25 protein-coding genes are annotated in these 23,887 nt (G+C 69.4%); 16 read left to right on the top strand and 9 right to left on the bottom strand.

Annotation, left to right across the window (positions count from 1 at the left end):
- Positions 1 to 33: 33 nt before the first annotated feature.
- From AC3ENQ_RS13210 to AC3ENQ_RS13190, 5 genes are read left to right on the top strand one after another with little or no spacing between them, the layout of a single operon-like run.
- The gene (locus tag AC3ENQ_RS13210) at positions 34 to 858 is read left to right on the top strand and encodes an ABC transporter ATP-binding protein (protein ID WP_431805206.1); all 825 of its coding nucleotides are present in this window, start codon (positions 34 to 36) and stop codon (positions 856 to 858) included.
- Positions 855 to 1,667 carry an ABC transporter ATP-binding protein gene (locus AC3ENQ_RS13205; RefSeq protein ID WP_431805205.1) on the top strand — a complete coding sequence of 271 codons (813 nt, stop codon included), beginning with the start codon at positions 855 to 857 and terminating at the stop codon, positions 1,665 to 1,667. Before AC3ENQ_RS13210 ends, AC3ENQ_RS13205 begins: the two co-directional genes overlap by 4 nt.
- Complete coding sequence (locus tag AC3ENQ_RS13200; RefSeq protein WP_431805204.1) at positions 1,664 to 2,758, top strand: ABC transporter permease; 1,095 nt, start codon at positions 1,664 to 1,666, stop codon at positions 2,756 to 2,758. The genes AC3ENQ_RS13205 and AC3ENQ_RS13200 overlap by 4 nt, the downstream gene beginning before the upstream one ends.
- A gap of 3 nt (positions 2,759 to 2,761) precedes the next feature.
- Positions 2,762 to 3,793, top strand: a complete 1,032-nt coding sequence (locus AC3ENQ_RS13195) for an ABC transporter permease (RefSeq protein WP_431805203.1) — start codon at positions 2,762 to 2,764, stop codon at positions 3,791 to 3,793.
- Positions 3,790 to 6,114: an exo-beta-d-1,3/1,6-glucosidase gene (locus tag AC3ENQ_RS13190; protein WP_488185863.1), complete on the top strand. Its 2,325-nt coding sequence runs from the start codon at positions 3,790 to 3,792 to the stop codon at positions 6,112 to 6,114. The genes AC3ENQ_RS13195 and AC3ENQ_RS13190 overlap by 4 nt, the downstream gene beginning before the upstream one ends.
- 42 nt (positions 6,115 to 6,156) lie before the next feature.
- Here the strand turns inward: AC3ENQ_RS13190 and AC3ENQ_RS13185 are convergent, their stop codons facing one another.
- Positions 6,157 to 6,801 (bottom strand): DUF3027 domain-containing protein, encoded by a 645-nt coding sequence (locus AC3ENQ_RS13185; protein ID WP_431805202.1) that lies wholly within the window; start codon positions 6,799 to 6,801, stop codon positions 6,157 to 6,159.
- Positions 6,785 to 7,165, bottom strand: coding sequence for a cold-shock protein (locus AC3ENQ_RS13180; protein ID WP_431805201.1), 381 nt, complete (start codon positions 7,163 to 7,165; stop codon positions 6,785 to 6,787). Before AC3ENQ_RS13180 ends, AC3ENQ_RS13185 begins: the two co-directional genes overlap by 17 nt.
- 136 nt (positions 7,166 to 7,301) lie before the next feature.
- On the opposite strand from AC3ENQ_RS13180, the gene AC3ENQ_RS13175 reads away from it, so the two are divergent.
- The 3 genes from AC3ENQ_RS13175 (at position 7,302) to AC3ENQ_RS13165 (ending at position 11,050) form a co-directional block, all read left to right on the top strand.
- Entirely contained in the window at positions 7,302 to 7,583 is a 282-nt protein-coding gene (locus tag AC3ENQ_RS13175) for a multidrug ABC transporter ATPase (protein WP_431805200.1), read from the top strand.
- Between the two features lie 2 nt (positions 7,584 to 7,585).
- Positions 7,586 to 9,298 carry a helicase-associated domain-containing protein gene (locus tag AC3ENQ_RS13170; RefSeq protein ID WP_431805199.1) on the top strand — a complete coding sequence of 571 codons (1,713 nt, stop codon included), beginning with the start codon at positions 7,586 to 7,588 and terminating at the stop codon, positions 9,296 to 9,298.
- A 108-nt stretch (positions 9,299 to 9,406) separates the two neighbouring features.
- Positions 9,407 to 11,050 (top strand): DNA repair helicase XPB, encoded by a 1,644-nt coding sequence (locus tag AC3ENQ_RS13165; RefSeq protein WP_431805198.1) that lies wholly within the window; start codon positions 9,407 to 9,409, stop codon positions 11,048 to 11,050.
- 13 nt (positions 11,051 to 11,063) lie between these two features.
- Here AC3ENQ_RS13165 and AC3ENQ_RS13160 read toward each other — a convergent pair whose 3' ends face one another.
- A complete protein-coding gene (locus AC3ENQ_RS13160) occupies positions 11,064 to 12,119 on the bottom strand; it encodes a CPBP family intramembrane glutamic endopeptidase (protein ID WP_431805197.1) in 1,056 nt (351 codons plus the stop codon).
- A gap of 83 nt (positions 12,120 to 12,202) precedes the next feature.
- On the opposite strand from AC3ENQ_RS13160, the gene AC3ENQ_RS13155 reads away from it, so the two are divergent.
- The 3 genes from AC3ENQ_RS13155 to AC3ENQ_RS13145 all read left to right on the top strand — a co-directional run bounded on the left by AC3ENQ_RS13155 (position 12,203) and on the right by AC3ENQ_RS13145 (position 15,075).
- Positions 12,203 to 12,895 (top strand): response regulator transcription factor, encoded by a 693-nt coding sequence (locus tag AC3ENQ_RS13155; RefSeq protein ID WP_431805196.1) that lies wholly within the window; start codon positions 12,203 to 12,205, stop codon positions 12,893 to 12,895.
- 24 nt (positions 12,896 to 12,919) lie between these two features.
- Positions 12,920 to 14,665 (top strand): sensor histidine kinase, encoded by a 1,746-nt coding sequence (locus AC3ENQ_RS13150; protein ID WP_431805195.1) that lies wholly within the window; start codon positions 12,920 to 12,922, stop codon positions 14,663 to 14,665.
- Between the two features lie 122 nt (positions 14,666 to 14,787).
- On the top strand, positions 14,788 to 15,075 hold the full coding sequence (locus AC3ENQ_RS13145; RefSeq protein ID WP_431805194.1) for a WXG100 family type VII secretion target: 288 nt from the start codon (positions 14,788 to 14,790) through the stop codon (positions 15,073 to 15,075).
- A gap of 191 nt (positions 15,076 to 15,266) precedes the next feature.
- On the opposite strand, the gene groL is transcribed toward AC3ENQ_RS13145, so the two are convergent.
- The 5 genes from groL to AC3ENQ_RS13120 form a co-directional block, all read right to left on the bottom strand.
- Complete coding sequence (gene groL / locus AC3ENQ_RS13140; RefSeq protein ID WP_431805193.1) at positions 15,267 to 16,886, bottom strand: chaperonin GroEL; 1,620 nt, start codon at positions 16,884 to 16,886, stop codon at positions 15,267 to 15,269.
- A gap of 159 nt (positions 16,887 to 17,045) precedes the next feature.
- The gene (locus tag AC3ENQ_RS13135) at positions 17,046 to 17,258 is read right to left on the bottom strand and encodes a cold-shock protein (RefSeq protein ID WP_431805192.1); all 213 of its coding nucleotides are present in this window, start codon (positions 17,256 to 17,258) and stop codon (positions 17,046 to 17,048) included.
- 133 nt (positions 17,259 to 17,391) lie between these two features.
- Positions 17,392 to 17,961: a LytR C-terminal domain-containing protein gene (locus tag AC3ENQ_RS13130; protein WP_431805191.1), complete on the bottom strand. Its 570-nt coding sequence runs from the start codon at positions 17,959 to 17,961 to the stop codon at positions 17,392 to 17,394.
- 9 nt (positions 17,962 to 17,970) lie between these two features.
- A complete protein-coding gene (locus tag AC3ENQ_RS13125) occupies positions 17,971 to 18,231 on the bottom strand; it encodes a DUF3263 domain-containing protein (RefSeq protein ID WP_431805190.1) in 261 nt (86 codons plus the stop codon).
- A gap of 60 nt (positions 18,232 to 18,291) precedes the next feature.
- Positions 18,292 to 19,284: a DUF2332 domain-containing protein gene (locus tag AC3ENQ_RS13120; protein WP_431805189.1), complete on the bottom strand. Its 993-nt coding sequence runs from the start codon at positions 19,282 to 19,284 to the stop codon at positions 18,292 to 18,294.
- 99 nt (positions 19,285 to 19,383) lie between these two features.
- Between AC3ENQ_RS13120 and msrB the strand changes: the two genes are divergently transcribed.
- Entirely contained in the window at positions 19,384 to 19,785 is a 402-nt protein-coding gene (gene msrB / locus AC3ENQ_RS13115; RefSeq protein ID WP_431805188.1) for a peptide-methionine (R)-S-oxide reductase MsrB, read from the top strand.
- Positions 19,782 to 20,576 carry a nitroreductase family protein gene (locus AC3ENQ_RS13110; protein WP_431805187.1) on the top strand — a complete coding sequence of 265 codons (795 nt, stop codon included), beginning with the start codon at positions 19,782 to 19,784 and terminating at the stop codon, positions 20,574 to 20,576. Before msrB ends, AC3ENQ_RS13110 begins: the two co-directional genes overlap by 4 nt.
- 7 nt (positions 20,577 to 20,583) lie before the next feature.
- On the opposite strand, the gene AC3ENQ_RS13105 is transcribed toward AC3ENQ_RS13110, so the two are convergent.
- Positions 20,584 to 21,486 carry a DMT family transporter gene (locus tag AC3ENQ_RS13105; RefSeq protein WP_431805186.1) on the bottom strand — a complete coding sequence of 301 codons (903 nt, stop codon included), beginning with the start codon at positions 21,484 to 21,486 and terminating at the stop codon, positions 20,584 to 20,586.
- Between the two features lie 899 nt (positions 21,487 to 22,385).
- Between AC3ENQ_RS13105 and AC3ENQ_RS13100 the strand changes: the two genes are divergently transcribed.
- The 3 genes from AC3ENQ_RS13100 to AC3ENQ_RS13090 form a co-directional block, all read left to right on the top strand.
- Positions 22,386 to 22,766, top strand: a complete 381-nt coding sequence (locus tag AC3ENQ_RS13100; RefSeq protein ID WP_431805185.1) for a hypothetical protein — start codon at positions 22,386 to 22,388, stop codon at positions 22,764 to 22,766.
- A 132-nt stretch (positions 22,767 to 22,898) separates the two neighbouring features.
- Positions 22,899 to 23,372 (top strand): hypothetical protein, encoded by a 474-nt coding sequence (locus AC3ENQ_RS13095; RefSeq protein WP_431805184.1) that lies wholly within the window; start codon positions 22,899 to 22,901, stop codon positions 23,370 to 23,372.
- A 99-nt stretch (positions 23,373 to 23,471) separates the two neighbouring features.
- A partial coding sequence (locus tag AC3ENQ_RS13090; protein WP_431805183.1) for an alpha/beta hydrolase occupies positions 23,472 to 23,887 on the top strand: 416 nt, incomplete at its 3' end.

Here is a 23,887-nt window from a genome sequence, read left to right as displayed (position 1 = left end):
AGCACGGCGATCATCACGAAAGCACGCACCCACATGCCTGAACACCTCCTGTCGATCAGAGACTTCTCCGTCGTATACGACGTCGATCCCCCTGTCGAAGCCGTCAAGAACGTCACCCTCGAACTGCGCCGCGGCGAGATCCTCGGTCTCGCCGGGGAATCCGGCTGCGGGAAGACCACCCTCGCCTACGGCATCCAGCGCCTGCTCAAGGCCCCCGCCGTCATCGAAAGCGGCTCGGTCGTCTTCCACGACGCCTCGGGAGAGAACGTCGACATCAACGGGCTCGACGTCGAGCAGATGCGGCGCTTCCGCTGGGACAAGATCTCGATGGTGTTCCAAGGGGCGATGAACGCGCTCAACCCGGTCGCTCCCATCGGCGACCAGCTCGAAGACGTCTTCATCGTGCACCGCCCGGAGATGACGTCCAAGCAGCGTCGCACCGAGATCGCCGAGCTTCTCGAGATCGTCAAGGTCGGTGCGGAGCGCGCCCGATCCTACCCGCACGAACTCTCCGGCGGAATGCGCCAGCGCGTCATGATCGCCATGGCACTCGCGCTGCGGCCCCAGCTCATGGTCATGGATGAGCCGACCACGGCGCTCGACGTTCTCGTGCAGCGGGAGATCCTCCGTCAGATCTCCCAGCTGCGCCATGAGTTCGGCTTCTCGGTGATCTTCATCACCCACGATCTGCCCCTGCTCCTCGAGATCAGCGACCGCATCGCCATCATGCGCGAAGGCGAAATCGTCGAGCTCGACACCGCCGAGCACATCTGGACGGATCCGCAGAACGACTACACGAAGACGCTGCTCTCTTCGTTCCCGCGCCTCACCGGCGAGAGAGGAGTGGTGGCGCGATGACCGTGCTGGAGTTCTCCCACATCACCAAGACCTACAACGTCCGCGGAGCGGGCCAGATGAAGGCGCTCGACGACGTCTCGTTCACCCTGCGCTCCGGGCAGACGATCGGGCTCGTCGGGCAGTCCGGCAGCGGCAAGTCGACGATCGCGAAGATCCTGACGCAGCTCGAACGCCCCACGAGCGGCGAGATCCTCCTCGACGGGTCCCCCATCCCCCGGCGCGGCCGCAGCCTCCGCCGCTACCGTCAGCAGCTGCGCATGGTGTTTCAGGACCCGTTCGCCTCGCTCAACCCGTATCACTCGATCCGCTACCACATCGAGCGGCCGCTGCGCCTCGACGACGTGGTCCCGTCGAAGGAGGTCGAGACAGAGGTGCGCCGATTGCTGGAGCGGGTGCGGCTGAGCCCGGATGCCGTGACCGACCGCCGTCCCCACGAGCTGTCGGGCGGCCAGCGCCAGCGCGTCGCGATCGCCCGCGCCCTCGCATCGCGCCCGCGACTGCTCGTCGCCGACGAGCCGGTCTCGATGCTCGACGTCTCCATCCGTCTCGGCGTCCTCAACCTCCTCGCCGATCTGCAGCGCGAAGAGGGGCTCGGGGTGCTCTACATCACACACGACCTCGCCACGGCGCGCCACTTCAGCGACGAGATCATCGTCCTGAACCAGGGCCGCATCGTCGAGCAGGGGCCTGCCGACGACGTCATCCTGAACCCGCAGCACGCCTACACACGCGAGCTTCGCGCCGCATCCCCCGACCCCGAGAAGCACTTCGCCGCCGCGGCGACCCACGACTCCGGAGGCACCCGATGAGCACCATGGAGACACCCCTCCTCGAAAGCGCCGAGAATCCCGACGCCGCCGACGCGCTCGAGGTCGGCACGACAGCGACGAGAGCGGCGAAGGGACGCACGCGCGTTCCCTGGCGGTTCCTCGGCAGCCGGGCGCTGTTCTACCTGTTCACCCTGTGGGCGGCCATCACCATCAACTTCTTCCTCCCCCGGATGATGAAGGGCGATGCCGTCACCGCCTACCTCTCCCGCAACAAGAACGTGAGCCCCGAGGCGGCCGACGCCCTGCGCGCGATGCTGGGGCTCGACACCGATGCCTCGCTCTGGCAACAGTACGTCGACTACTGGGCACACCTGGTGCGCGGCGACCTCGGCGTCTCGCTCCTGCGCGGACTCCGGCCGGTCACCGAGGTGATCGCGCAGGCGCTGCCGTGGACGATCGGACTGGTCGGGATCGCAACGATCCTGTCGTTCGCGATCGGAACGGTCGGCGGCGCGCTCATCGGGTGGCGCCGCGGCAGCCGTGCCGACGTGTTCATCCCGATCACGACCTTCCTCAGCACGATCCCCTACTTCTGGCTCGGCATGCTCGCGATCGCCGCGTTCGCGGTCAACCTGAGGTGGTTCCCGATCGGCAAGGCGTACGGCGTGGGCATGTCTCCCGAGTGGTCTTGGGAGTTCATCGGCTCGGTCATCCTGCACGGCACGCTCCCCGCCGTCACCATCGTGATCGCCTCACTCGGCGGATGGATGCTCGGCATGCGCAACATGATGCTGACCGTGCTCGACGAGGACTACATCATGGTGGCGCAGGCCAAGGGCATGCCGGAGCGTCGCGTGCTGTGGGCGTACGCGGCCCGCAACGCCGTCCTCCCTCAGATCCAGAACTTCGCCCTGTCGATCGGTTTCATCGTCGGCGGCACGATCGTCATGGAGATGGTCTTCAGCTACCCCGGAGTCGGGAAGCTGCTGCTCGATGCCACCAATGCGAAGGACTACGCGCTCATGCAGGGCGTCTTCCTCGTCATCACCGTGTCGGTGCTCGTCGCGAACATCCTCGCCGACATCGCCTACGCGTTCCTCGACCCGCGTACCCGTCAGACGGAGGTCTGAGCCATGACCGTGCCCCCGACCGCGACCGTCACCGAGGCGGACACGACTCCCCCGCCGGCGACCACGAAGAGCTTCGGTGCCCGCATGGGCGAGGCGTTCGCGATGTTCCGCAACGGCAAGTCGATCACAGGACTCGTCATCCTCGCCGTGTTCGTCTTCGTCGCGATCTTCGCCGATGTGCTCGCGCCCTACTCCCCCACCGAGGTGAACAACGCGGCGCGATTCCAGCCGCCCTCGCCCGAGCACTGGCTCGGCACGACCCACATCGGCGAAGACGTTCTGAGCCAGGTCATCCACGGGACCCGCGGCGTCATCGTGGTCGGCTTCCTGGCCGCCGCGATCGCAACGGTCATCGCCATCACCGTCGGCGTCATCTCGGGGTACCTGAGCGGCTGGAAGAGCGAGTCCCTCTCGGCCCTGACGAACGTGTTCCTCGTCATCCCCGGCATCCCGCTCATCATCATCGTCGCCTCGATCTTCGAGGACCCGCCGCTGTGGGCGATCGCCGCCGTCCTGGGGCTGGTCGGGTGGGCGTGGGGCGCACGCGTGCTGCGCGCCCAGACGATGTCGCTGCGCAATCGCGACTTCGTCCAGGCTGCGAAGGCGAACGGCGAACCGCTCCGCCGCATCATCACGGTGGAGATGCTCCCGAACCTCATGGCGCTCATCGCGGCAAGCTTCGTGGGCACCGTCACCGCGGCGATCCTCGGGCTCACGACCCTGTCGTACATCGGCGTCATCCCAGTCAACACCTACAACTGGGGGACCATCCTGAACTGGGCCTCCGCGCAGGGCGCGTTCCAGCAGAACCAGTGGTGGTGGTACCTGCCCCCGGGGCTGTGCATCGCCGCGATCGGCGTCGCCCTCTCCCTCATCAACTTCGGCATCGACGAGTACGTCAACCCGCGCCTGCGCTCCGCCGGCGAGCGGGCCCGCGCACTCCGAAAGAAGGGGCTCAGCACCACGTCGACCGTCACCGCGGTCCGTGCCCGCTCCGCCGTCTCTCCCCGCCCCGACAAGGAATCCGTTTCGTGACCACCACCGCACAGCCCACCACCACCGCACAGGCCACCACCACACAGGCCACCACCGCCGCACAGAGCACCACGTCAAAGGGCACCGAGCCCTATCTCGACGCGACGCTCCCCGTCGCCCAGCGCGTCGCCGACCTGCTCGGACGCATGACGCTGCCCGAGAAGGTCGGCCAGATGATGCAGTCCGACGCGCGCGAGGACCTCACCGAGATCGTGTTCGAACGTCACGCCGGTTCCATCCTGCACACCTCTCCCGAAAAGGTGCTGCGCGCCGCCGAGCTCACCGCCCGGACGCGGTTGCGCATCCCGCTGATCGTCGGCGAGGACTGCATCCACGGGCACTCGTTCTGGGAGGGCGCGACGATCTATCCCACCCAGCTCGGCATGGCCGCCTCGTGGGATCCGGAGCTCGTCGAACGGGTCGCGCGCGCGACCGCGATCGAAGTGGCGGCCACCGGCATCCACTGGACCTTCTCGCCCGTGCTCTGCATCGCGCGGGACCTCCGCTGGGGACGCGTGGACGAGACGTTCGGGGAAGACCCGTTCCTCATCGGCGAGCTCGCCGCCGCGATGGTACGCGGCTATCAGGGCGAGGGTCTGGCCGACGAGACGGCGATCCTCGCAACCGCGAAGCACTTCGCCGGCTATTCGGAGACGCAGGGCGGGCGGGATGCCACGGAGGCCGACATCTCGCGCCGCAAGCTGAGGTCCTGGTTCCTGCCGCCGTTCGAGCGCGTCGCCCGCGCCGGGTGCGCGACCTTCATGCTCGGCTATCAGACGACCGACGGCGTCCCGATCACCGTCAACGACTGGCTCCTGAGCGACGTCCTGCGGGGCGAGTGGGGCTACACCGGCGCGCTCGTGACCGACTGGGACAACGTCGGTCGGATGGTGTGGGAACAGCGGGTGCAGCCCGACTACGCCCACGCGGCGGCAGCCGCGGTGCGGGCCGGCAACGACGTCGTCATGACGACGCCCGGCTTCTACGAGGGCGCGCTGAAAGCGGTCGAGGACGGCATGCTCGACGAAGCCGACATCGACCGTGCCGTCGCCCGAATCCTGACGCTCAAGTTCGAGCTGGGTCTGTTCGAGAACCCGCGGATGCCGGACATGGCTCGCATCTCGCAGGTCGTCGCCGCGCCGGAGCACACGGCCCTCAACCTCGAGATCACGAGGCGCTCCCTCGTGCTGCTGCGCAACGACGGGACCCTGCCTCTCGCGCCCGCGTCGGCGCCGCGGCGGATCGCCGTCGTCGGCCCCCTCGCCGACGACGCGCAGACGCAGCTCGGAGACTGGGCGGGATCGTCGGGACAGGTCGACTGGCTGCCCGACGGACAACCGCGCGCGCAGATCACGACCGTGCTCGACGGGCTCCGCGAGCTCGCAGCCGCCGACTGGACGGTCACCCACCGCGCGGGCGCCGACATCCTCCACCTCGTCGACGACCCCGCGGGTGCGCTCTTCCCCGACGGACAGCCTCGGCCGAAGATCGTCGTTCCCGCCGAGCCCGACGACGCGCAGATCGCCGATGCGGTCGCTGCGGCGCGGGATGCCGATGTCGTCGTCGCCGTCGTCGGCGACCGCATCGAGCTCGTCGGCGAGGGACGGTCGACCGCGACCCTCGAACTCATCGGCGGGCAGCGCGCGCTGCTCGAGGCGCTCGCCGCGACCGGCACGCCCCTCGTCGTGGTCCTACTCGCCTCGAAGCCGCTCGTCCTGCCGCCCGCGGTCGCCGACGCGTCACTGGTGTGGGTCGCGAACCCCGGCATGCAGGGGGGACGAGCGATCGCAGAGCTGCTGCTCGGGCAGATCGAGCCTCGGGGCCGTCTCCCGATCTCGTTCACCCTCCACGCGGGTCAGCAGCCCACGTACTACAACCAGATCCGTGGTCAGCACGGTGACCGGTACGCCGACCTGACGCAGCGTCCGCCGCACGCGTTCGGCGAGGGACTGTCGTACTCGACCGTCGTCTACGGCGAACCCGAGATCGAGGTTCCCCTCCTCACGGCGGCCGACACCGTGCGTGCTCGGGTCGCCGTGCGCAACACCGGAAGCCGGCGAGCGCACGAGGTCGTGCAGGCGTACGTCCGCGATGCTGTGACCTCCGCCAGCTGGGCCGACAAGGAGCTCAAGGCCTACGCCCACGTCGAACTCGCCCCCGGCGAGGAGCGCATCGTCGAGATCATGGTTCCCGTCCGCGACTGCTCGATCGTCGACGCACGAGGCGAGCGCGTCGTGGAGCCGGGTGACTTCGACCTGCTGATCGGCCCGTCGTCGCGCGACGAGGTGCTTCAGGCGGTGCGGTTCACCGTCACCGGCTGACCACGACACGGTCCGGTCGGGCGCAGGCGCGGTGGGTGCCGGTCAGCGTTCGGCCGGATCGTCCTCAGACTCGTCGTCGTCCTCGTCAGCCTCGGATTCGTCGTCCTCGTCAGCCTCAGACTCGTCCTCATCCTCGTCGTCGTCGCCGGACTCGTCGAGTTCGTCGATGTCGACGCCGTCGACGTCCCCGGCGTGCAGGATCGGCGAGCCGTCGTCATCGAAATCGGCCGCGTCGAGATCCTCGAGATCGTCGAGGTCCGCGTCGTCGACGTCGTCCTCGGCATCCTCGCCGTCCGCTGCGTCACGACCGCCCAGGTCGTCGAGGTCATCACCGTCGCCCGCCTCGGCGGCGAGCGCCGCCTGCGCGGCCTGGTACTCCGCGAGGCGCACGGCCCACGGGATCCATTCCGGCGCGAGCAGCGCGCCCTGGCCGGGCAGCAGCTCGGCCTCGAGCACCGTCGGCTCGGCGTCATCGACGACGGCGACCGAGACGGTCCAGAACCAGCCCGGGTAGCCCTCCATCGTGTTGGAGAACCGCAGGGACACGACCCCGTCATCCTCGACCGTGTAGCCCGAGGCGGTGCCGACGGTGAATGCCGGGGTGATCTCGTGCAGCGCAGCCAGCGCGAGGTCGTGCGCGGCGACGAGGCGTGCGTCGGCGTCGGGTACGTCAGGCGTCGAGGTCATCGGCCACCTTGCGCAGGATCGCCGCGACCTTCGCGCCCTGGGCGCCGCTCGGGTAGTGCCCGCGGCGGAGGTCGCCCCCGACCTTGTCGAGGAGCTTCACGACGTCTTCGATGATGACGGCCATGTCGTCGGGCTTGGGACGGTTGCGCTTGGCGAGGGTGACGGGCGCATCGAGCACGCGCACCGAGAGCGCCTGAAGTCCGCGCTTGCCATCGGCGACGCCGAACTCCAGTCGCGTGCCGGTCTTCACGACCGTCCCCGCGGGGAGGGCCGAGGCGTGCAGGAAGACGTCCTGGCCGTCATCGGTGGTGATGAAGCCGAACCCCTTCTCGTCGTCGTAGAACCTGACCTTGCCGGTGGGCATCTGGAACCTCGCTGATCGTGCCCGCGGTGCGCGGGCGCTGTCGTGACCGGGGACGGATCGCCCCCGCACCAGACTACGGCACCACCCCCGCCCGAGGCGGCGACGGCGGGCGACTCGACGCAGTAGGCTGGTGCCGATGTCGCCCTCCTCGCCCCGCACACCGGCTCCGTCCGAAGACCTCCCGGTCCGGCGGATCGACCGCATCCTCGCGTTCATGTCGCTGGGGCTGCTCGCGCTGTCGATCGTGTGCTTCTTCGCGATCATCATCGGCACGCAGGCGGGCGCCGACTTCGGCTCGGGCGTCTGGCCCGCCGTCGGGACGATCGTCTACATCGCACCGATCGTCGCGTTCCTGCTCCTGCTGGCGGTGCTCATCATGACCTTCATCCGGAAGGCGCGGGTCGGCAAGGGCCGCTGACCGTGGCCGCCACCGACGCCCGCACCCTCGCGAACGATCTCGCGACGCGGGACGATGCGGCCCTCGCGCGCCTGTTCGCCGCCCGCCGCGTCTCACCCTCCGCGTCGTGGGCCGACGCCTTCGACGCGGCCGAGCAGCTGCTCGACGCGGCCTCGATAGGACGTGCTCTCACGACCCTGACGGCCGACGAGGTCGCCGCGCTCGAGGCGGCGGTCGGCACCGGCGCCCTCCCCGCGGGTCCCGAGCGCGAGCGCCTGCACGAGCTCGCGCTCGTCGACGACGCCGGTGCGGTGTGGGATGCCGTGGCCGACGCCCTCGCGCAGACTCCCCGCGTCGTCCCGCCCGCATCGCCCGAGCGCCCGCCCGCCGACCCGGATGCGGCCGCGGCGGAACGCGCGTTCGCAGCGGTCAGCGCCCTCGCCGACGTCCTCCACGAGACCCTCGCCGCACCGCTGTCGCGCATCGGCGCGGGGAGCCTCGGCGCCGCCGACAGGCGCCGCCTCATCGAGGCGGGTGCCGTCCCCGACGCCGACGCGGCCGATGAGATCGTCGACATCGCCGAACGGGCAGGCCTGCTGTCGGCGGACGGGCGCACGCTCCTCGTGACGCCTGCCGGCGTCGAATGGCTGCGCACCGGTACGCTCTCACGCTGGGCCGAGGTGGCGACGCGCCTGCTCGACGCCCTCCCCTCGGGCGTGCGCGGCCGCGCGGGCGGATGGATGCCTCCGACGGAATGGACCGGCGCCTACCCCTACGACCCGTCCTGGCCCGCCCAGGCCGACGCGCTCGCGGCGCTCCTGCGCCGGTGGGCGATCACCGGCCCCGCGGGCACCCCGACCGCGTGGTCGGCGCCGTCGGCGAGCGGCGGCGACCTCGACCTCGACGCGCTGATCGCGCTCCTCCCGCCCGAGGTCGACAAGGTGTTCCTGCAGAACGACCTCACCGCGATCGCGCCGGGATCGCTCGCACCTCACCTCGACGTGCGCCTGCGGTCGATGGCGCGGCGCGAGTCGCGCGCCCAGGCATCCTCGTATCGATTCACCGCTGAGACGCTTGCCGACGCGCTCACCGCCGGCGAGAGCGCCGAGTCGCTCCGCGCGTTCCTGACCGAACTCTCCCTCACGGGGCTGCCGCAGCCGCTCGCGTACGAGATCGACCGCTCGGCGAGTCGGCACGGCGCGCTGCGCGTCGGGCCGGACGGGGAGGCGCGCACCCGGGTCACGAGCGATGACCCCGCGCTCCTGCGGACGATCGCCGTCGACCAGGCGCTCCGGCCGCTCGGCCTCATCCCCGACGGAGAGGCGCTGATCACCCGCTCGAGCCCCGACACCGCGTTCTGGATGATCGCCGACGCTCGCTACCCCGTCATCGCGGTCGACGCCGACGGCGAGCACCGCACGCTCGACCGGCACCGCCTCGGCACGCCTCCCGAACCCGCGCCCGACCCCATCGACGTGTACGCCGATCTGCTCGCACGCCTGCGCGCCGCGCAGTCGGGCGATGCGGATGCCGCGTGGCTCGGCCGGGAGCTCGAGCAGGCCGTACGCGCCCGCGCGACCCTCGTCGTCGCGGTGCGCCTGCCCGACGGCACCGAGCGGGAGTTCACGATCGAGGCGACGGGTCTCGGCGGTGGGCGCCTGCGCGGACTGGACCGGAACGTCGACGTCGAGCGGACGCTTCCGGTGTCGTCGATCACGCGCGTCGCGCGGGCCTGAGCGTCCCGAACTCTCCCCCGCGCTTTCCCGCGATCCGCGCGGTCTCGCGCGCTCGCGGTCCCGGCGCGCCGCGCCCGCGCCGCCCGACCGCCGGTAGAATCGAACGCTATGGCTGACGGACCCCTCATCGTGCAAAGCGACCGGACCGTGCTGCTCGAAGTCGCGCACCCCGACGCCGAGAGCGCCCGACACGAGCTCGCGATCTTCGCCGAACTCGAGCGCGCCCCCGAGCACATCCACACGTACCGCATCACGCGTCTGGGGCTCTGGAACGCCCGGGCGGCGGGACATACCGCCGACGACATGCTCGAGACCCTCGACCGCTGGTCGCGCTTTCCCGTTCCGGCATCCGTCTCTCTCGACATCCGCGAGACCGTGAACCGCTACGGGCGCCTCGTCATCGAGCGCGACGACGAGGGCACGCTCGTCCTGCGCGCAACCGACACCGCAGTCCTCGCCGAGGTCGCGAAGAACAAGCGCATCCAGCCGCTGCTGACCGGCCATCCCGCACCCGGGGTGTTCACGGTGGATGCCTGGGCGCGCGGCCACATCAAGCAGGAGCTCCTGAAGGTCGGCTGGCCCGCCGAGGACCACGCGGGCTACACGCCCGGCACACCCCACGAGATCGACCTCGCCGAGGACGGCTGGACCCTCCGCCCGTACCAGCGGAAGGCCGTGGACATCTTCAGCGAGGGCGGGTCGGGCGTCGTCGTGCTCCCCTGCGGCGCCGGGAAGACGCTCGTGGGAGCGGCCGCGATGGCCGACACGAAGACGACGACGCTGATCCTCGTGACGAACACCGTGAGCGCGCGGCAGTGGCGCGACGAGCTCCTCAAGCGCACGTCCCTCACCCCCGAGGAGATCGGCGAGTACTCCGGACAGGTCAAAGAGGTCAAGCCGGTCACGATCGCGACCTACCAGATCCTCACGGCGAAGCGGAAGGCCGAGTACGCCCACCTCGCCCTCCTCGACGCGCTCGACTGGGGTCTCATCGTCTACGACGAGGTGCACCTCCTCCCCGCCCCCGTCTTCAAGCTCACTGCCGACCTCCAGGCGCGCCGCCGCCTCGGCCTCACCGCCACGCTCGTGCGCGAAGACGGACGCGAGGGCGATGTCTTCAGCCTCATCGGCCCCAAGCGCTTCGACGCGCCCTGGAAGGAGATCGAGGCGCAGGGCTTCATCTCCCCCGCCGTCTGCTACGAGGTGCGGGTCGACCTTCCCGAAGGCGACCGCATGGAGTACGCGGCCGCCGCCGACGACGACCGCTACCGGCTCGCCGCGACGGCGCACGCGAAGATCGGCGTCGTGAAAGACCTCGTGGCTCGGCACACGGGTGAGCAGATCCTCGTGATCGGCCAGTACCTCGACCAGATCGACGTGCTCTCCGAGGCGCTGGACGCCCCGCAGATCACCGGCGCGACCCCCGTCGATGAGCGCGAGGAGCTGTACGGCGCGTTCCGCGAGGGGCGCATCCCCGTCCTCGTCGTCTCGAAGGTCGCGAACTTCTCGATCGACCTCCCCGAAGCCTCCGTCGCGATCCAGGTGTCCGGCTCGTTCGGGTCGCGGCAGGAGGAGGCGCAGCGTCTCGGGCGACTCCTGCGCCCCAAGAAGAGCGGGCACACCGCGAGCTTCTACACGCTCATCGCGCGCGACACGGTGGATCAGGACTTCGCACAGAACCGTCAGCGCTTCCTCGCCGAGCAGGGCTACAGCTACACGATCCTCGACGCTGAGGGGATCGCAGCCGCCTGAATCGCAGGTGCGGCTACGCGCGCGTCGCGGGGTCGGGCTCGGGCCAGACCGGTGGGGTCCAGACCGCACCGACGGGCGGTGCCGGAGGCGCCGGAGGCGTCAGCACGAGCGTCCGCGGCAGGGGCTTCCGTCGGATCATCCACTCGACGATCGCGACGAACCCTCCCATCAGCAGCAGCGAGGTCACGAAGCTGAACAGACCCGTCTCGCTCGCCGCGGGGTCGGTGCCTGCGACGAGGGAGACGAGGAAACCGGTCAGGTTGTTCACGACGTGCAACGCGATCGCCGCTTCGAGCCCGCCGGTGCGCCACGACAGCCATCCCGCAGCGATCGCGAAGACCCCCACGTTGATCTGGCCGAGCACGTCGTACAGGTGCCCGAGGACGAACAGCGGCACCGGCAGCAGGATCGCCCACGCGGGATGCCGCAGCCACCGCCCGATCGACTGCATGAGGTACCCGCGGAACACGTACTCCTCCGTCGCCGACTGCACCGGCACGAGCACGAGGATCAGCACGAGCGAGGTCACCCACACCGATGTCGGAGGGGCGGAAACGGCGGCATCCGCACCGCTTTCCGAAGGGAGGAGGAACGAGATCGCCACGAACACCCCATAGAGCGCGAGCGCGACGAGCACGCACCGCATCATCCACCCCCAGCGCAGGCGACCCGCCGCCGACGAGATGAGGCCCAGGCGCTTGCCGTTGACGATGCGCGAGGCGATCACGTAGCAAGGCAGCATCATCACGATCGTGCCGAGTGTCAGCGCGAGCACGAACGGGTCGCGGACGTCGATCGTCGGGTTCTCCGAGAGCGCGAGCAGGCGATCGAGCACGGTCGGGTCGGACGAGGCGACGGCGATGATCACGATGACGGTGACGACCATGAGGATGCCGTAGAGCACGACACCGATACCCGCGACGGCGAGCGGTGTCCACCACCCGCGGCGCTGCCGGGCGAACAGCAGCCGGTGGAATGCGAGCCCGCCCACGACGGCGTCCGCGGGGAGCGTGTCGGCGGGGCGGGGCGCCGGAGCGGGGGACGGCGGGGCGGAGGCGGGGGGCATCATGGCATCCATCTTCGCCGATCGCAGCCACGACGGCCTGCACCGATATCCAGCGGATGGAAGGAAACCGGTGCCAGTATGGGGATATGACCGCACCGCGCATCCTCGTCGTCGACGACGAACCGAACATCCGTGACCTGCTGGTCACGAGCCTCCGTTTCGCGGGGTACCAGGTGCGCGCCGTCGCGAACGGCGCCCAGACGATCTCCGCCGTCCTCGAGGAAGAGCCCGACCTCATCATCCTGGACGTCATGCTCCCCGACATGAACGGGTTCAGCGTGACCAAGCGCCTCCGCGGCGCCGGGTACACCGCCCCGATCCTCTTCCTCACCGCGAAGGACGAGACCGAGGACAAGATCGAGGGCCTGAACGCCGGCGGCGACGACTACGTCACGAAGCCCTTCTCGCTCGACGAGATCGTGGCCCGCCTGCAGGCGATCCTCCGCCGCACGATGCAGGCCGACGAGGAGTCGACCATCAAGGCGGGCGAGCTGACGATGGATCAGGACACGCACGACGTCACCGTCGGCGACGTGTCGATCGACCTCTCCCCCACCGAGTTCAAACTCCTGCGCTACCTCATGCTGAACCCGAACCGGGTGCTGTCGAAGGCGCAGATCCTCGACCACGTGTGGGAGTACGACTTCAATGGCGACGCCGGCATCGTGGAGAGCTACATCTCGTACCTGCGCCGCAAGATCGACCCGTACTCGTCCGAGCCGCTCATCCAGACCAAGCGCGGCTTCGGGTACATGCTGAAAGCCGGCAAGACGGCCTGATCCCTTCCGGAACGGAGGTCCGCCGTGGCCGCGGTCCTCGCCGCACACGCCAAGAAAGGCGATCGCGTCACCGCCTGGTGGCGATCGGTCAGCCTGCGCGCGAAGGTCACCGGGGTCACGGTCGCCGTCCTCGCGGCCGGTCTCGTCGCGGTCGGCATCGGCAGCGCTGTGTTCCTGCGGAACGCGCAGATCACCGACCGCGACGTGTCGATCGCGCAGGCCGTGACCTTGAACCAGGCGTCGAGCCTGCTCACCGTCGAGGTCGTCGACGGCGTCGCGCAGTTCTCGCGCCCCTCGACGCCGCCGCTCACGTCGTTCTCGATCGCCGTCTACGCCGCCGACGGCACGCTGCTGCAGACGGGCGGCTCGGCGGCGGGCGATGCGCCCGTCTTCCCCGACGCCTACCCGCTCGAGAAGACGATCATGCAGGGAACCGACATCTTCGAGCTGCACTCCGCCGACGGCAAGACGACCTTCCACGCCGCCGTCGACATCCTCGACATCCCCGGGACGCGCACCTCCAACGTGCAGCTGCTCGCTCTGCCGCTCACGCCCGTGAATCAGACGGTCGCGACGTTCGTCGGCATCTACACGGTGCTCGCCCTCCTCACGATCCTCGGCGGCGCGCTCGCGACCCGATGGCTCGTCACCCTCGCCTTCCGAAGCCTCGGCCAGGTCGAAGACACCGCGATGTCGATCGCCGCGGGCGACTTCAGCCAGCGCATGACGGACATGTCGCCGCGCACCGAGGTGGGGCGCCTGAAGACGGCGATCAACATCATGCTCGACCGCATCGACCAGGCCCTCGCGCAGCGTGATGCGACCGTCCAACAGATGCGCCGGTTCATCGGCGACGCGAGCCACGAGCTGCGCACCCCTCTCGTGACCGTCCGCGGGTACGCGGAGCTCTACCGCATGGGTGCGATCGCAGGCCCGGAGCAGACCGCGCAGTCGATGGAGCGGATCGAGAAGGAGGCCGTGCGCATGGGCGGTCTCGTCGAGGACCTCCTCGCCCTCGCTCGCCTCGATGAGCGCCGTGACATCGTCGTCATCGACGTCGACCTCCGTCCGATCGCGCGCGACGCCGCGCTGGATGCCCGAGCCACCGACCCCGAACGCACCGTGACGGCGCTCGAGAGCACCGCGCCGGAGCCGCGGCCGCTCGACGCCGGCGACACGGAGGTTCCGACCACGGCGGCCGTGCGTCGCGGTGGGTTCGCCGGGGCGACACGCCTGCTCCGTCGTCGGCCCCGCCCCGATGCGGCGCCGACGACCGCGGTGGTCGAGGTCGCCGCTCCGCCGCAAGGGTCGAAGGCGCCGACGGGCCCGCCGCAGCCCGAGCCGATCGTGCTAGGAGATGAGAACCGCATCCGCCAGGTCGTCGCGAACCTCCTCGGCAACGCCCGCCGCTACACGCCCGCCGGGTCGCCGATCGAGCTCGCCACAGGCGTCGACGAAGCCGCCGAGATGGGCTGGATCTCCGTGATCGACCACGGCGACGGCATCCCGGAGCAGATCCGCGACAAGATCTTCCAGCGGTTCTGGCGCGCCGATACGTCACGGACGCGCGAGACGGGTGGGTCGGGGTTGGGTCTGTCCATCGTCGCGTCGGTCGTCGAAGCGCTGCACGGCTCGATCGAGGTGACCGAGACCCCGGGCGGCGGCGCCACGTTCCGCGTCGCGTTCCCCCTGGCGCTCCGGCGAGATGCCCGAGAGCACCTCCTCATCGAGACGCAGCCGCTGCGGCGCCTGCGACCCGACGAGCTCTGATCCGGTCATCGACTCCTCCACAGGCGGGTGTTTCGCGGAGTTGTCCACCGATCGCGCGTGCGGGCGCCCGCCGCCCGTCCGCGGCGCCTAGCGTGGCGGCATCCGAACGAAAGGAGCCCCTCATGGCCCAGTTCTCCGTCGATTCCGACGCCGTCCTCACCGCCACCGGTGCCATCCGCAACACGGCCGATCGGCTGCAGAGCGAGACCGCCGCGATGCTCGGTCAGCTCACGCAGCTGCAGAGCTCGTGGACCGGCTCGGCCGCCATCGCCTTCCAGTCGGTCGTCGACCGGTGGCGCCTGACCCAGCGCGACCTCGAGTCGGCGCTCGGCGAGATCGGCCTCGCCCTCTCGAACGCGGGCAACCAGTACCTGCAGACGGAGGCGACCGCCGCCGGGCTGTTCCGCTGATCCCGCCGACCTCATCCACGTCACGGAGACAGGAGATCTCACCAGCACAGGATGCCTGAGCACGTTCGCGTCCTGTCTCCGCGAGATCACCTGTCTCCACGATGTCCCCTGTTCCCCGGGTACGGGAAAGGGCCCCTCCGAAGAGGGGCCCTTTCTGCGTGGATCACACCGATCCGTGGTTCCGACTCGCGTCAGAAGTCCATGCCACCGGTCGGGTCGCCGGCCGGCAGCGGGGCCTTCTCGGGCTTGTCGGCGACGACGGCCTCGGTGGTGAGGAACAGGCCCGCGATCGACGCGGCGTTCTGCAGCGCCGAACGGGTGACCTTCGCCGGGTCGATGATGCCCGCCTGGAACATGTCGACGTACTCGCCCGTGGCCGCGTTCAGGCCCTGGCCCGCGGGGAGCTCGGCGACCTTGTTGGCCACGACGCCCGGCTCGAGACCGGCGTTGAGGGCGATCTGCTTGAGCGGAGCCTCGATGGCGACCTTGACGATGTTCGCACCGGTCGCCTCGTCGCCCGACAGGTCGAGCGTGCCGAAGACGGCCTTGCCGGCCTGGATGAGCGCGACGCCACCACCGGGGACGATGCCCTCCTCGACGGCCGCCTTGGCGTTGCGGACGGCGTCCTCGATGCGGTGCTTACGCTCCTTCAGCTCGACCTCGGTGGCCGCGCCCGCCTTGATGACGGCGACGCCGCCGGCGAGCTTGGCGAGACGCTCCTGGAGCTTCTCGCGGTCGTAGTCGCTGTCGGTGTTCTCGATCTCGCGCTTGATCTGGGTCACGCGACCCTCGATCTGCGCGTGGTCGCCCGCACCCTCGACGATCGTGGTCTCGTCCTTGGTGACGATGACCTTGCGCGCACGGCCGAGGAGGTCGAGCGTCGCGTTCTCGAGCTTGAGGCCGACCTCTTCGGTGATGACCTGGCCGCCGGTGAGGATGGCGATGTCCTGGAGCTGAGCCTTGCGACGGTCGCCGAAGCCGGGAGCCTTGACGGCGACCGACTTGAAGATGCCGCGGATCTTGTTCAGCACGAGGGTCGCGAGAGCCTCGCCCTCGACGTCCTCGGCGATGATGACGAGCTCCTTGCCGTCCTGGATCACCTTGTCGACGATCGGCAGAAGGTCCTTGATGTTCGAGATCTTCTGGTTCGCGATGAGGATGTACGGGTCCTCGAAGACGGCCTCCTGGCGCTCCGGGTCCGTCACGAAGTAGGGGTTCAGGTAGCCCTTGTCGAAGCGCATGCCCTCGGTGAGCTCGAGCTCGGTGCCGAAGGTGTTGGACTCCTCGACGGTGACCACGCCCTCCTTGCCGACCTTGTCGATCGCCTCGGCGATGAGCTCGCCGATCTCGGTGTCGGCGGCGGAGATGGATGCCGTGGCGGCGATCTCCTCCTTCGACTCGACCTCCTTGGCCGAGGAGAGGAGCTCGTCGGAGATGGCCTTGACGGCCTTCTCGATGCCCTTCTTCAGCGAGATGGGGTCGGAGCCGGCCGCGACGTTGCGCAGACCCTCGCGAACGAGCGCCTGGGCGAGGACGGTGGCCGTCGTGGTGCCGTCACCGGCGACGTCGTCGGTCTTCTTGGCGACCTCCTTGACGAGCTCGGCGCCGATCTTCTCGAAGGGCTCCTCGAGCTCGATCTCCTTGGCGATGGAGACACCGTCGTTCGTGATCGTGGGGGCGCCCCACTTCTTCTCGAGCACGACGTTGCGGCCGCGGGGGCCGAGGGTCACCTTGACGGCGTCGGCCAGGATGTTCAGGCCGCGCTCGAGGCCGCGGCGGGCCTCCTCGTCGAAAGCGATGATCTTTGACATAAGTGTGTCGTCCCTCCCGGACGTGAGGATGAGTCTTTAGCACTCAGCATGACGGAGTGCTAACTCATTCTGGCACTCGGGCATGGCGAGTGCAAGCCGCGCGACGAGCGCGGCGGGAGGGCGAGCTCTCAGGGGCGATCGTCGCCGATCAGGCCGACCTCACGCGACGACGTGAACCGATTCGGCCTGCGGGCCCTTCTGGCCGGCGCCGACCGTGAACTCGACCGTCTGCCCCTCTTCCAGCACCCGGAAGCCGGGCATGTCGATGTTGGAGTAGTGCACGAAGACGTCCTGGCCGTCGGCGACGGTGATGAACCCGAAGCCCTTCTCGGCGTTGAACCACTTGACGGTGCCCTGCGTCGTTCCTGCCATGCGAATCTCCTGATGTTGCGGTGGGACGTCGCCATGCTAACCAGCGCGGAAGAGGCGAAATCCCCGTTCCGACGACTTTTGACACGCGCGCATCGAAGAGTTCACACGCGCGAAACACCGTGCATTCGCCGGGCTATCCGGAGGTCGCGCGATCGGCGCCGATGACGACGACCAGCTGCGGCGAGTCGTCGCCCCAGACGCCTTGGTACGCCTCGCTGAGCTCGACCGGAGCACCGCCGATGGCCTCCGCGAGTCCGCGCGCGGGGCCTTCATCGTCGGGCGAGGTGTAGAAGACCGTCGTCGTGTCGAACTCTTCGGATGCCTCACCGGCGTTCACGTCGTCGGCGCTCCACCCCGCGGCGACCAGGGTGTCACGCATCTGCCCGGCGAGACCGCGCTGGCCTGTCGCGTTGAGGACCGTCACCTTGTAGGTCGTATCGAGCACCGGCTCGGCCGTCGGCTGGGCGGCGGGCACGGTCGGCTCGGGCGTCGGGAAGAACGTGATGCTCCCCGTGCTCACCATGCTTCCGAAGATGCCGGCGCCCACGATCACCATCGTCGCGATCGCCGACCACAGCAGCACGACGCCGCCGCGGATGCGCGGGTTCTCGGCGCGGTGCGCGCCGACGCGTCCGTCGTCGGCGGGCAGGTCGTCGAAGCGGTCCTTCGTCGGGGGGGTCCGATGAACCGAGGAGGTGGGCACCAGAGAATGCTACCCGGCCGCTCCTGTGCGAACCGCGCCGCGCGCGGCGCGAGCGCGTACGTTCGCGTCGTGCAGGCGGCGGAGGCGGTGCACGAGCAGGGCATCGTAGGCGGCGGCATCCGGCTGATCGACGGCCCTCTGCAGCAGCTGGTAGTACCGCGGGACGGTGAGGTCGAGCTCGCGCGTGATCGCCTCCTCCTTGGCCGCGCCGTGGCCGTTCCAACGCGCCTCGAAGTCGAGGAGCGCACGGTCACGGTCGGAAAGAGGCACGCGTCCAGGCTAGGCGCGGAAGAGAGGGATGCCGGGGACCGCCACTCGACGCCGCGCATTTCAACGCACGGCGATCCACGCGCCGAGCGGGTCGGCTGCGGCGAGCACCTCACCGTCGAGGCCGAGGGCGAACCCTCCCGGCCACCCGTCGACATCGACCGGGGTGAACCACCCCTCGTGGAGGGTCGGCGCGTCGAGCGTGATCCAGCGCCCGGCGCGCCGCGCCGCGTCGATCAGCGCGTGTCGGCCCGCCCACGGGATGTGCGCGAGGACCCCCTGCGTCTGCACGACCAGGGTCGCCCCCGCCGGCGCCTGGGCGGCGAGGTCCGCGAGGAGGTCGGCGCCGTCGCCTGCCACGAGCAAGGGCGGGTCGGATGCCGCGATGCCGAGCGCCGCGCGCACGCGCTCCTCACGGCCCTCCTCCCCCGGCCAGACGAGCCCCGTCAGCCACGCGTCGGTGTCCCGCGAGCGCGGGTCGAGTGGGGCGAGGTCGATGCCCGCCCGCCACACGATCTCGGGAAGGGCGACCTCCGGCATCCGGTCACCGCGCACCGCGCATTCGAGGACGACCTCGGACACGCCGTCGGGCGGATCGAGCGCCACCACACCGCCGGGGGCGCGGTAGCGGTACGAGTAACGGTCGGGGTACAGACACAGGCCGGCGCTCGCGCCGATCTCGAGGAGCGCGATCGGGCCCGAGATGCGGCTCAGCGCCGGCAGGAGCGCGGCGCAGCGCTGCGGCTCGTTGGTCTGCAGCGAACGCTGCGCGCACTCGGCGACGACCGTGTCGGCTCGCGCGAGGACCCCGTCGCGCCAGTGCGCGGCATCCTGCGCTGCCCCATCATCGTCCGATCCCAGGCCGAGCAGACGCGTCACCGCGAACACGAGCGGCGGCTGGCGGTGACGGGCGGGGATCCGCGCGAACACGGCCTGAAGTTCCGGATCGTCCGCGACGAGACGCGCCCAGGCGGCGTAGACCTCCGAGCGTCCCGGAGCCTCCTCCCGCGCGAAGCGGTCGAAACGTTCGGCGACCGCGCGGGCTTCGGTATCCATGCGTCCATTCTCGCGGGTGCGTGATGAGGAACCCGGAACACCGACGCCCCCGTTCCGGTTGAATAGAGCGAAGAGTTTCCGCGAACGGGAGGACGCGACGTGACGTACCAGGTGAACAAGACCGACGAGCAGTGGCGACAGGAGCTCAGCCCCGAGCAGTACGCGGTGTTGCGGCAGGCGGGAACCGAGCGGGCGTGGACGGGCGAACTGCTCGACGAGAGTCGTGCCGGCTTCTACACGTGCGCGGCGTGCGGCGCCGAGCTCTTCACGAGCGGCACGAAGTTCGACTCGCACTGCGGGTGGCCGAGCTTCTACGAGTCGGTGCGCCCCGAGGCCGTCGAGCTCATCGAGGACCGCAGCCACGGGATGGTGCGCACGGAGGTGCGCTGCGCGAACTGCGGCTCGCACCTCGGGCACGTCTTCCCCGACGGCTTCGGCACGCCCACCGGCGACCGCTACTGCATGAATTCACTGTCCCTGTCGTTCACGCCCGAGTCGTGAGCGCCGACGCCTCGCACCCCGCGCTCGATGCGGTGAGGGCGCGGCGGTCGTGGTCGAAGGTGACCGACGCCGCGCCGACCCGCGCCGAGCTGCTGACGCTGGTCTCGGACGCCGGACGCGTGGCCGATCACTCGTCGCTGCGCCCGTGGCGCATCATCGAGCTGCGCGGCGATGACCGGCGCGTGCTCGGCGCCGCGATCGCCGAGGCGCAGGGCGACGACAAACCCTCGACGAAGCCGCTGCGCGCGCCGCTGCTGGTCGCGATCGTCGCGAGCTACAAACCCAGCGAGAAGGTGCCGCGCTGGGAGCAGGAGGCGGTCGCCTCGGGTGTCGCGCACACGCTCAGCCTGCTGCTCGACGAGGCCGGATGGGGCGTCATCTGGCGCACCGGCCATTACACCCGCACCGAGCCGGTCGCGCGCGCCCACGGACTCGCCGCGAACGAGGAGCTCCTCGGCTGGCTCTACGTGGGCGGAAAGCCCGAACGCGACCGCCCGTCGCGCCGCAAGGCCGTCGACGCGCCGTCGCACGTGAGCAGGATGCCGGGCATCACGGCATCCCCGGATGAATTCGCCCACTGGCGCCAGAAGCCGGCCGCGACGTCGGCCAAGAAACAGAAGAAGAAGAGCGCGAAGGGCGACAAGAAGCCGACCGACTGGGCTGCGAAGGCCGATAAGGCGGAACGCAAGGCGAAGAAGGCCGCGCGGAAGGCTTCGAAGGCCGCCGCAAAGGCTCTGAAGGCGCGGGCGAAGGCCGATGCGCAGACCGCGCAGGCGCAGGACGAGGGCTGACACCACCTCAGCGCTGACTGCGCCTCTTCCACGGCGCGGCCGCGACGACGACACCGGCACCCGCCACCAGCACCATGAGCAGTTCCGTCTGCCACCCGGGACCCGCGTCCGCAGGCCAGAACAGGTCGAGCAGGAACGCCGTCGCGAGCTGCCCCGCGACCGCGCCGAGTCCGAGCAGCAGCACGCCAGTGTGCACGACCAGCGCGGCCGACAAGAAAATGTAGGTCACCCCGATCACACCGCCGAGGTACAGCCAGACCTCGGTGGGGAGCGCGTTCGGCGGACCGACGATCGCGACGTGGACCACGGCGACCGTCACGAGGATCAGCGTCCCACCGAGAAAGTTCACGAAGGTCGCCGTCAGCGGCGTGCCCACACGCTGGCGGAGCCGCCCGTTGGTCGCCTGCTGCCAGGCGATGCCGATGCCGGCGAGGACAGGGAGGACGAGCATCCACCACGGCACGCGCTCGAGGATGCCGCCCTGCAGCGAGATCGCGACGGCGACGAGCGCGAGCGCTCCCCCGACGACGCGCGGCATGGTGACCGCGACCACGCCGGCGGGGCCGAACCCGACGCGATCGAGGAGGAGGGCGGACAAGGTCTGTCCCGCGACGACGCCGACCGTGAAGAGCGAGACCCCGATGACCGCGACGGCGAGGCCTTGGGTCGCGACGGTCAGCGCGCCGGCAGCGCCGCCCAACAGCATCCAGAACGGGATCGTGCCCGTTCGCACGCCGCGTAAGAGAGCGCGGTATCCACTCCGTCCCGAGGGCAGCAGGATCGTCAGTACGACGAGGACGACGAGGCCCGATCCGAACGAGATCGCGGCCGCGACGAAACCGTCGCCCAGGCGCAGGCCGAGCTGCCCGTTGATCCGCGCCTGCAGGGCGGTGAGGATGCCAACGAGCACTGCACCGCTGAGGGCCGCCCACGCGGGGACGGAGGCGCCACCCGCACCGCCTCCGGAACTGCCTTCCGAGCTGCCTCCTGAGGAGCGGGGCGACGCAGCAGAGGACACGAGGGTTCAGCCTACTCGGAGCCTCCTCCGCCGCGGGGTCACGCGGACAAGGTGCGCGTGGATCGCGGTGGGCAGGGTTCAGTCGTAGCCGAGGATGCAGATGGCCTCGGTGATGGGCTCCGGCTCACTCCAGGGGTTCGGCTCTTCCACGGCACCGAGAGTACGCGCGTGCCGCGGCATCCGCCCTTTCCCTCGCCGGAGAAAATTCGACGGCGCCGAGCATCCTTACGTCCGCGATCGCCCACAGTCCTGTCGAAGGCGTACGCCCATCGGAGTCATGCCGCTCGTTGTCCCCCTTTCGGCGGACGCGCAACGCATGCGCTTCTGGTTATGCTCGCCGACATGGCTGAATCATCGGGAAAGCCGCGGCATTACTGTTCGGATCAACACGGAGAAGTCCTCGGTCGGGTTCGGTTCATGCGGTCCCGTAATGGCCATCAGTTTCCAGACCGCGCCGGGCGCCTACGGGCGTCACCGACCCCGCCTTCGGTTTACGCAACGAGAGGCCCGGTCAGCTTGCTGAGTCTTGCGACGGGACCCGGCCTCTACGACGTGACCGGGACCACACGATGCGTCTCGGGAGACGTAGACCAATGGCGATAAGCAACCCCGGGGAGAAGCTTCGCTCGCCGCATGCCGCCGCGTCACAGCGACGATCACACACGAGCCGACCGAATTCGAACAGATGCGTCTGGCGGTGTTGCAAGGTGGCGAGACCCGAGAGATCCCTCAGCCTCCTGGCGGCGTTCCTTGCCATGATCACACTGACGGGTTGCACGCAGGAGGAGAAGATGACGCCTGACGAGGCACGTGCGTCGCTGATTCAGATCACTCAAGACACGGCGACACAGCTCGGCGTTTCCGGCTGGAAGCGCCGTGGTGGCGCATCCGTTGGATCGTGTCGAGACGGGGTGAATTGGGGTTACACCGAGTACGCGCCCGTGCCGGACTCGGTCCCACTCGATGACGTAAAGATCGTCGCGGACTACTGGGAGAGCCTGGGCCTCACCGTTCAGGTCAACACCGAGAAATCCCCGGTCGTGTTCGGTTCGGGTGGCCCCGTTGCCGCCATAAGCTTCGGGGCAGGACCGAACACCTACAACATCGCCGGCACATCGATATGCGTTCCCGGTGACGCGGACAAGATCATCAACGAAGAGTACGTCGACTAAGGCTCAGAGTGAGCGGAGACAACCCGACAACGCCGTGACGCGTTGGCGACACGGGCCAGCTGGATGAGCTCACGCCCGGTCCCGACGACTATCCGGGATCCCCAAATCGTGAGTACATCGAGAGAAGAGAACGTGCGCACTAACGCGGAATCCACACTCGCCCTCTTCTTCGGTGTGGTGGCGGCAGTAGCACTCACGGGCTGCGCATCACAGGGAGAGCAGATGACACCCGATGAAGCGCGTGACGCGCTCGTACGGATCACCGAAGACACCGCCGCGCTCCTTGGAAACGACGGGTGGAAATCGTCGAGCGAGCCGTCTGTCGGCCCGTGTGAATCTGACGAGGTGGATTGGAGCTATCGACAGAGCTCTCCGATACCCGATGCCGACCATCTCACCAACGCGCAGACGGTTGCCGAGTACTGGGAAGGACTCGGCATGACGGTACGCATCGACCAGACTCCAGACCCAGTCGTATACGCCACCGGCGGCGACCTGCACGGCATCAGCTTCTCCACCGGACCAGGGACCTACCAGATCGCGGGCACGTCACTCTGCGTCCCGGGCGACCTTAGCCAGATCATCGGCGAGGAGTACGTCGACTAGGATACATGCGCGGATCGTGCGCCACCCCATGTATGAGCGGTCTCTCCTCAGTCCTCAACGTGGACGGCCTCGCGGCGGCGAGTCGCGATTCCTGGTCTCGTGACGGACGATCGGCCTCCGCTCGCCGCGGTGGCGATCGGTGATCTGGATGCTGCCGATAACGTCACCTGGGCGGTGCCTGGCATGGGCTCTTCAAGCGCTGAACTGCCGAGATGGGCACGGTCCTCGAATTACCTCCAACAAGCACAAGAGAATGCCGATCCGACCCGTGAGCATGCGGTCGTGGCATGGGTCGGGTACAAGGCTCCTGCGGTCGGTAGCCCGGAGGTCTTCGCAAACGACCTCGCGCGAGCGGGCGGCGAGAGTCTTGCGTCTGCGCTCCGCCGAGTCGACGCGGCTCGCCCTGACGCTCAGGTAAATGGGGTCGGATACTCCTATGGGACGCCGACCTTCGCCTTCGCGCTCACCCAGCCGGATACCCACGTTGACACCTGGACGAGTCTCGGATCGGCTGG

The organism is Microbacterium sp. bgisy203 (assembly GCF_057706945.1).
Note: the sequence above shows the minus strand (reverse complement) of the source record. Positions and strands in the feature narration are given on the sequence as shown.

Coding starts and splice junctions, on each gene's coding strand:
- AC3ENQ_RS13180 (WP_431805201.1), bottom strand. CDS start 7,165: ATGCCCACCGGCAAGGTCAGGTTCTACGACGACGAGAAGGGGTTCGGC.
- AC3ENQ_RS13175 (WP_431805200.1), top strand. CDS start 7,302: ATGTCGCCCTCCTCGCCCCGCACACCGGCTCCGTCCGAAGACCTCCCG.
- AC3ENQ_RS13120 (WP_431805189.1), bottom strand. CDS start 19,284: ATGGATACCGAAGCCCGCGCGGTCGCCGAACGTTTCGACCGCTTCGCG.
- AC3ENQ_RS13200 (WP_431805204.1), top strand. CDS start 1,664: ATGAGCACCATGGAGACACCCCTCCTCGAAAGCGCCGAGAATCCCGAC.
- AC3ENQ_RS13160 (WP_431805197.1), bottom strand. CDS start 12,119: ATGATGCCCCCCGCCTCCGCCCCGCCGTCCCCCGCTCCGGCGCCCCGC.
- AC3ENQ_RS13135 (WP_431805192.1), bottom strand. CDS start 17,258: ATGGCAGGAACGACGCAGGGCACCGTCAAGTGGTTCAACGCCGAGAAG.
- AC3ENQ_RS13165 (WP_431805198.1), top strand. CDS start 9,407: ATGGCTGACGGACCCCTCATCGTGCAAAGCGACCGGACCGTGCTGCTC.
- AC3ENQ_RS13145 (WP_431805194.1), top strand. CDS start 14,788: ATGGCCCAGTTCTCCGTCGATTCCGACGCCGTCCTCACCGCCACCGGT.
- AC3ENQ_RS13185 (WP_431805202.1), bottom strand. CDS start 6,801: ATGACCTCGACGCCTGACGTACCCGACGCCGACGCACGCCTCGTCGCC.
- AC3ENQ_RS13205 (WP_431805205.1), top strand. CDS start 855: ATGACCGTGCTGGAGTTCTCCCACATCACCAAGACCTACAACGTCCGC.
- AC3ENQ_RS13210 (WP_431805206.1), top strand. CDS start 34: ATGCCTGAACACCTCCTGTCGATCAGAGACTTCTCCGTCGTATACGAC.
- groL (WP_431805193.1), bottom strand. CDS start 16,886: ATGTCAAAGATCATCGCTTTCGACGAGGAGGCCCGCCGCGGCCTCGAG.
- AC3ENQ_RS13195 (WP_431805203.1), top strand. CDS start 2,762: ATGACCGTGCCCCCGACCGCGACCGTCACCGAGGCGGACACGACTCCC.
- AC3ENQ_RS13155 (WP_431805196.1), top strand. CDS start 12,203: ATGACCGCACCGCGCATCCTCGTCGTCGACGACGAACCGAACATCCGT.
- AC3ENQ_RS13100 (WP_431805185.1), top strand. CDS start 22,386: ATGACGCCTGACGAGGCACGTGCGTCGCTGATTCAGATCACTCAAGAC.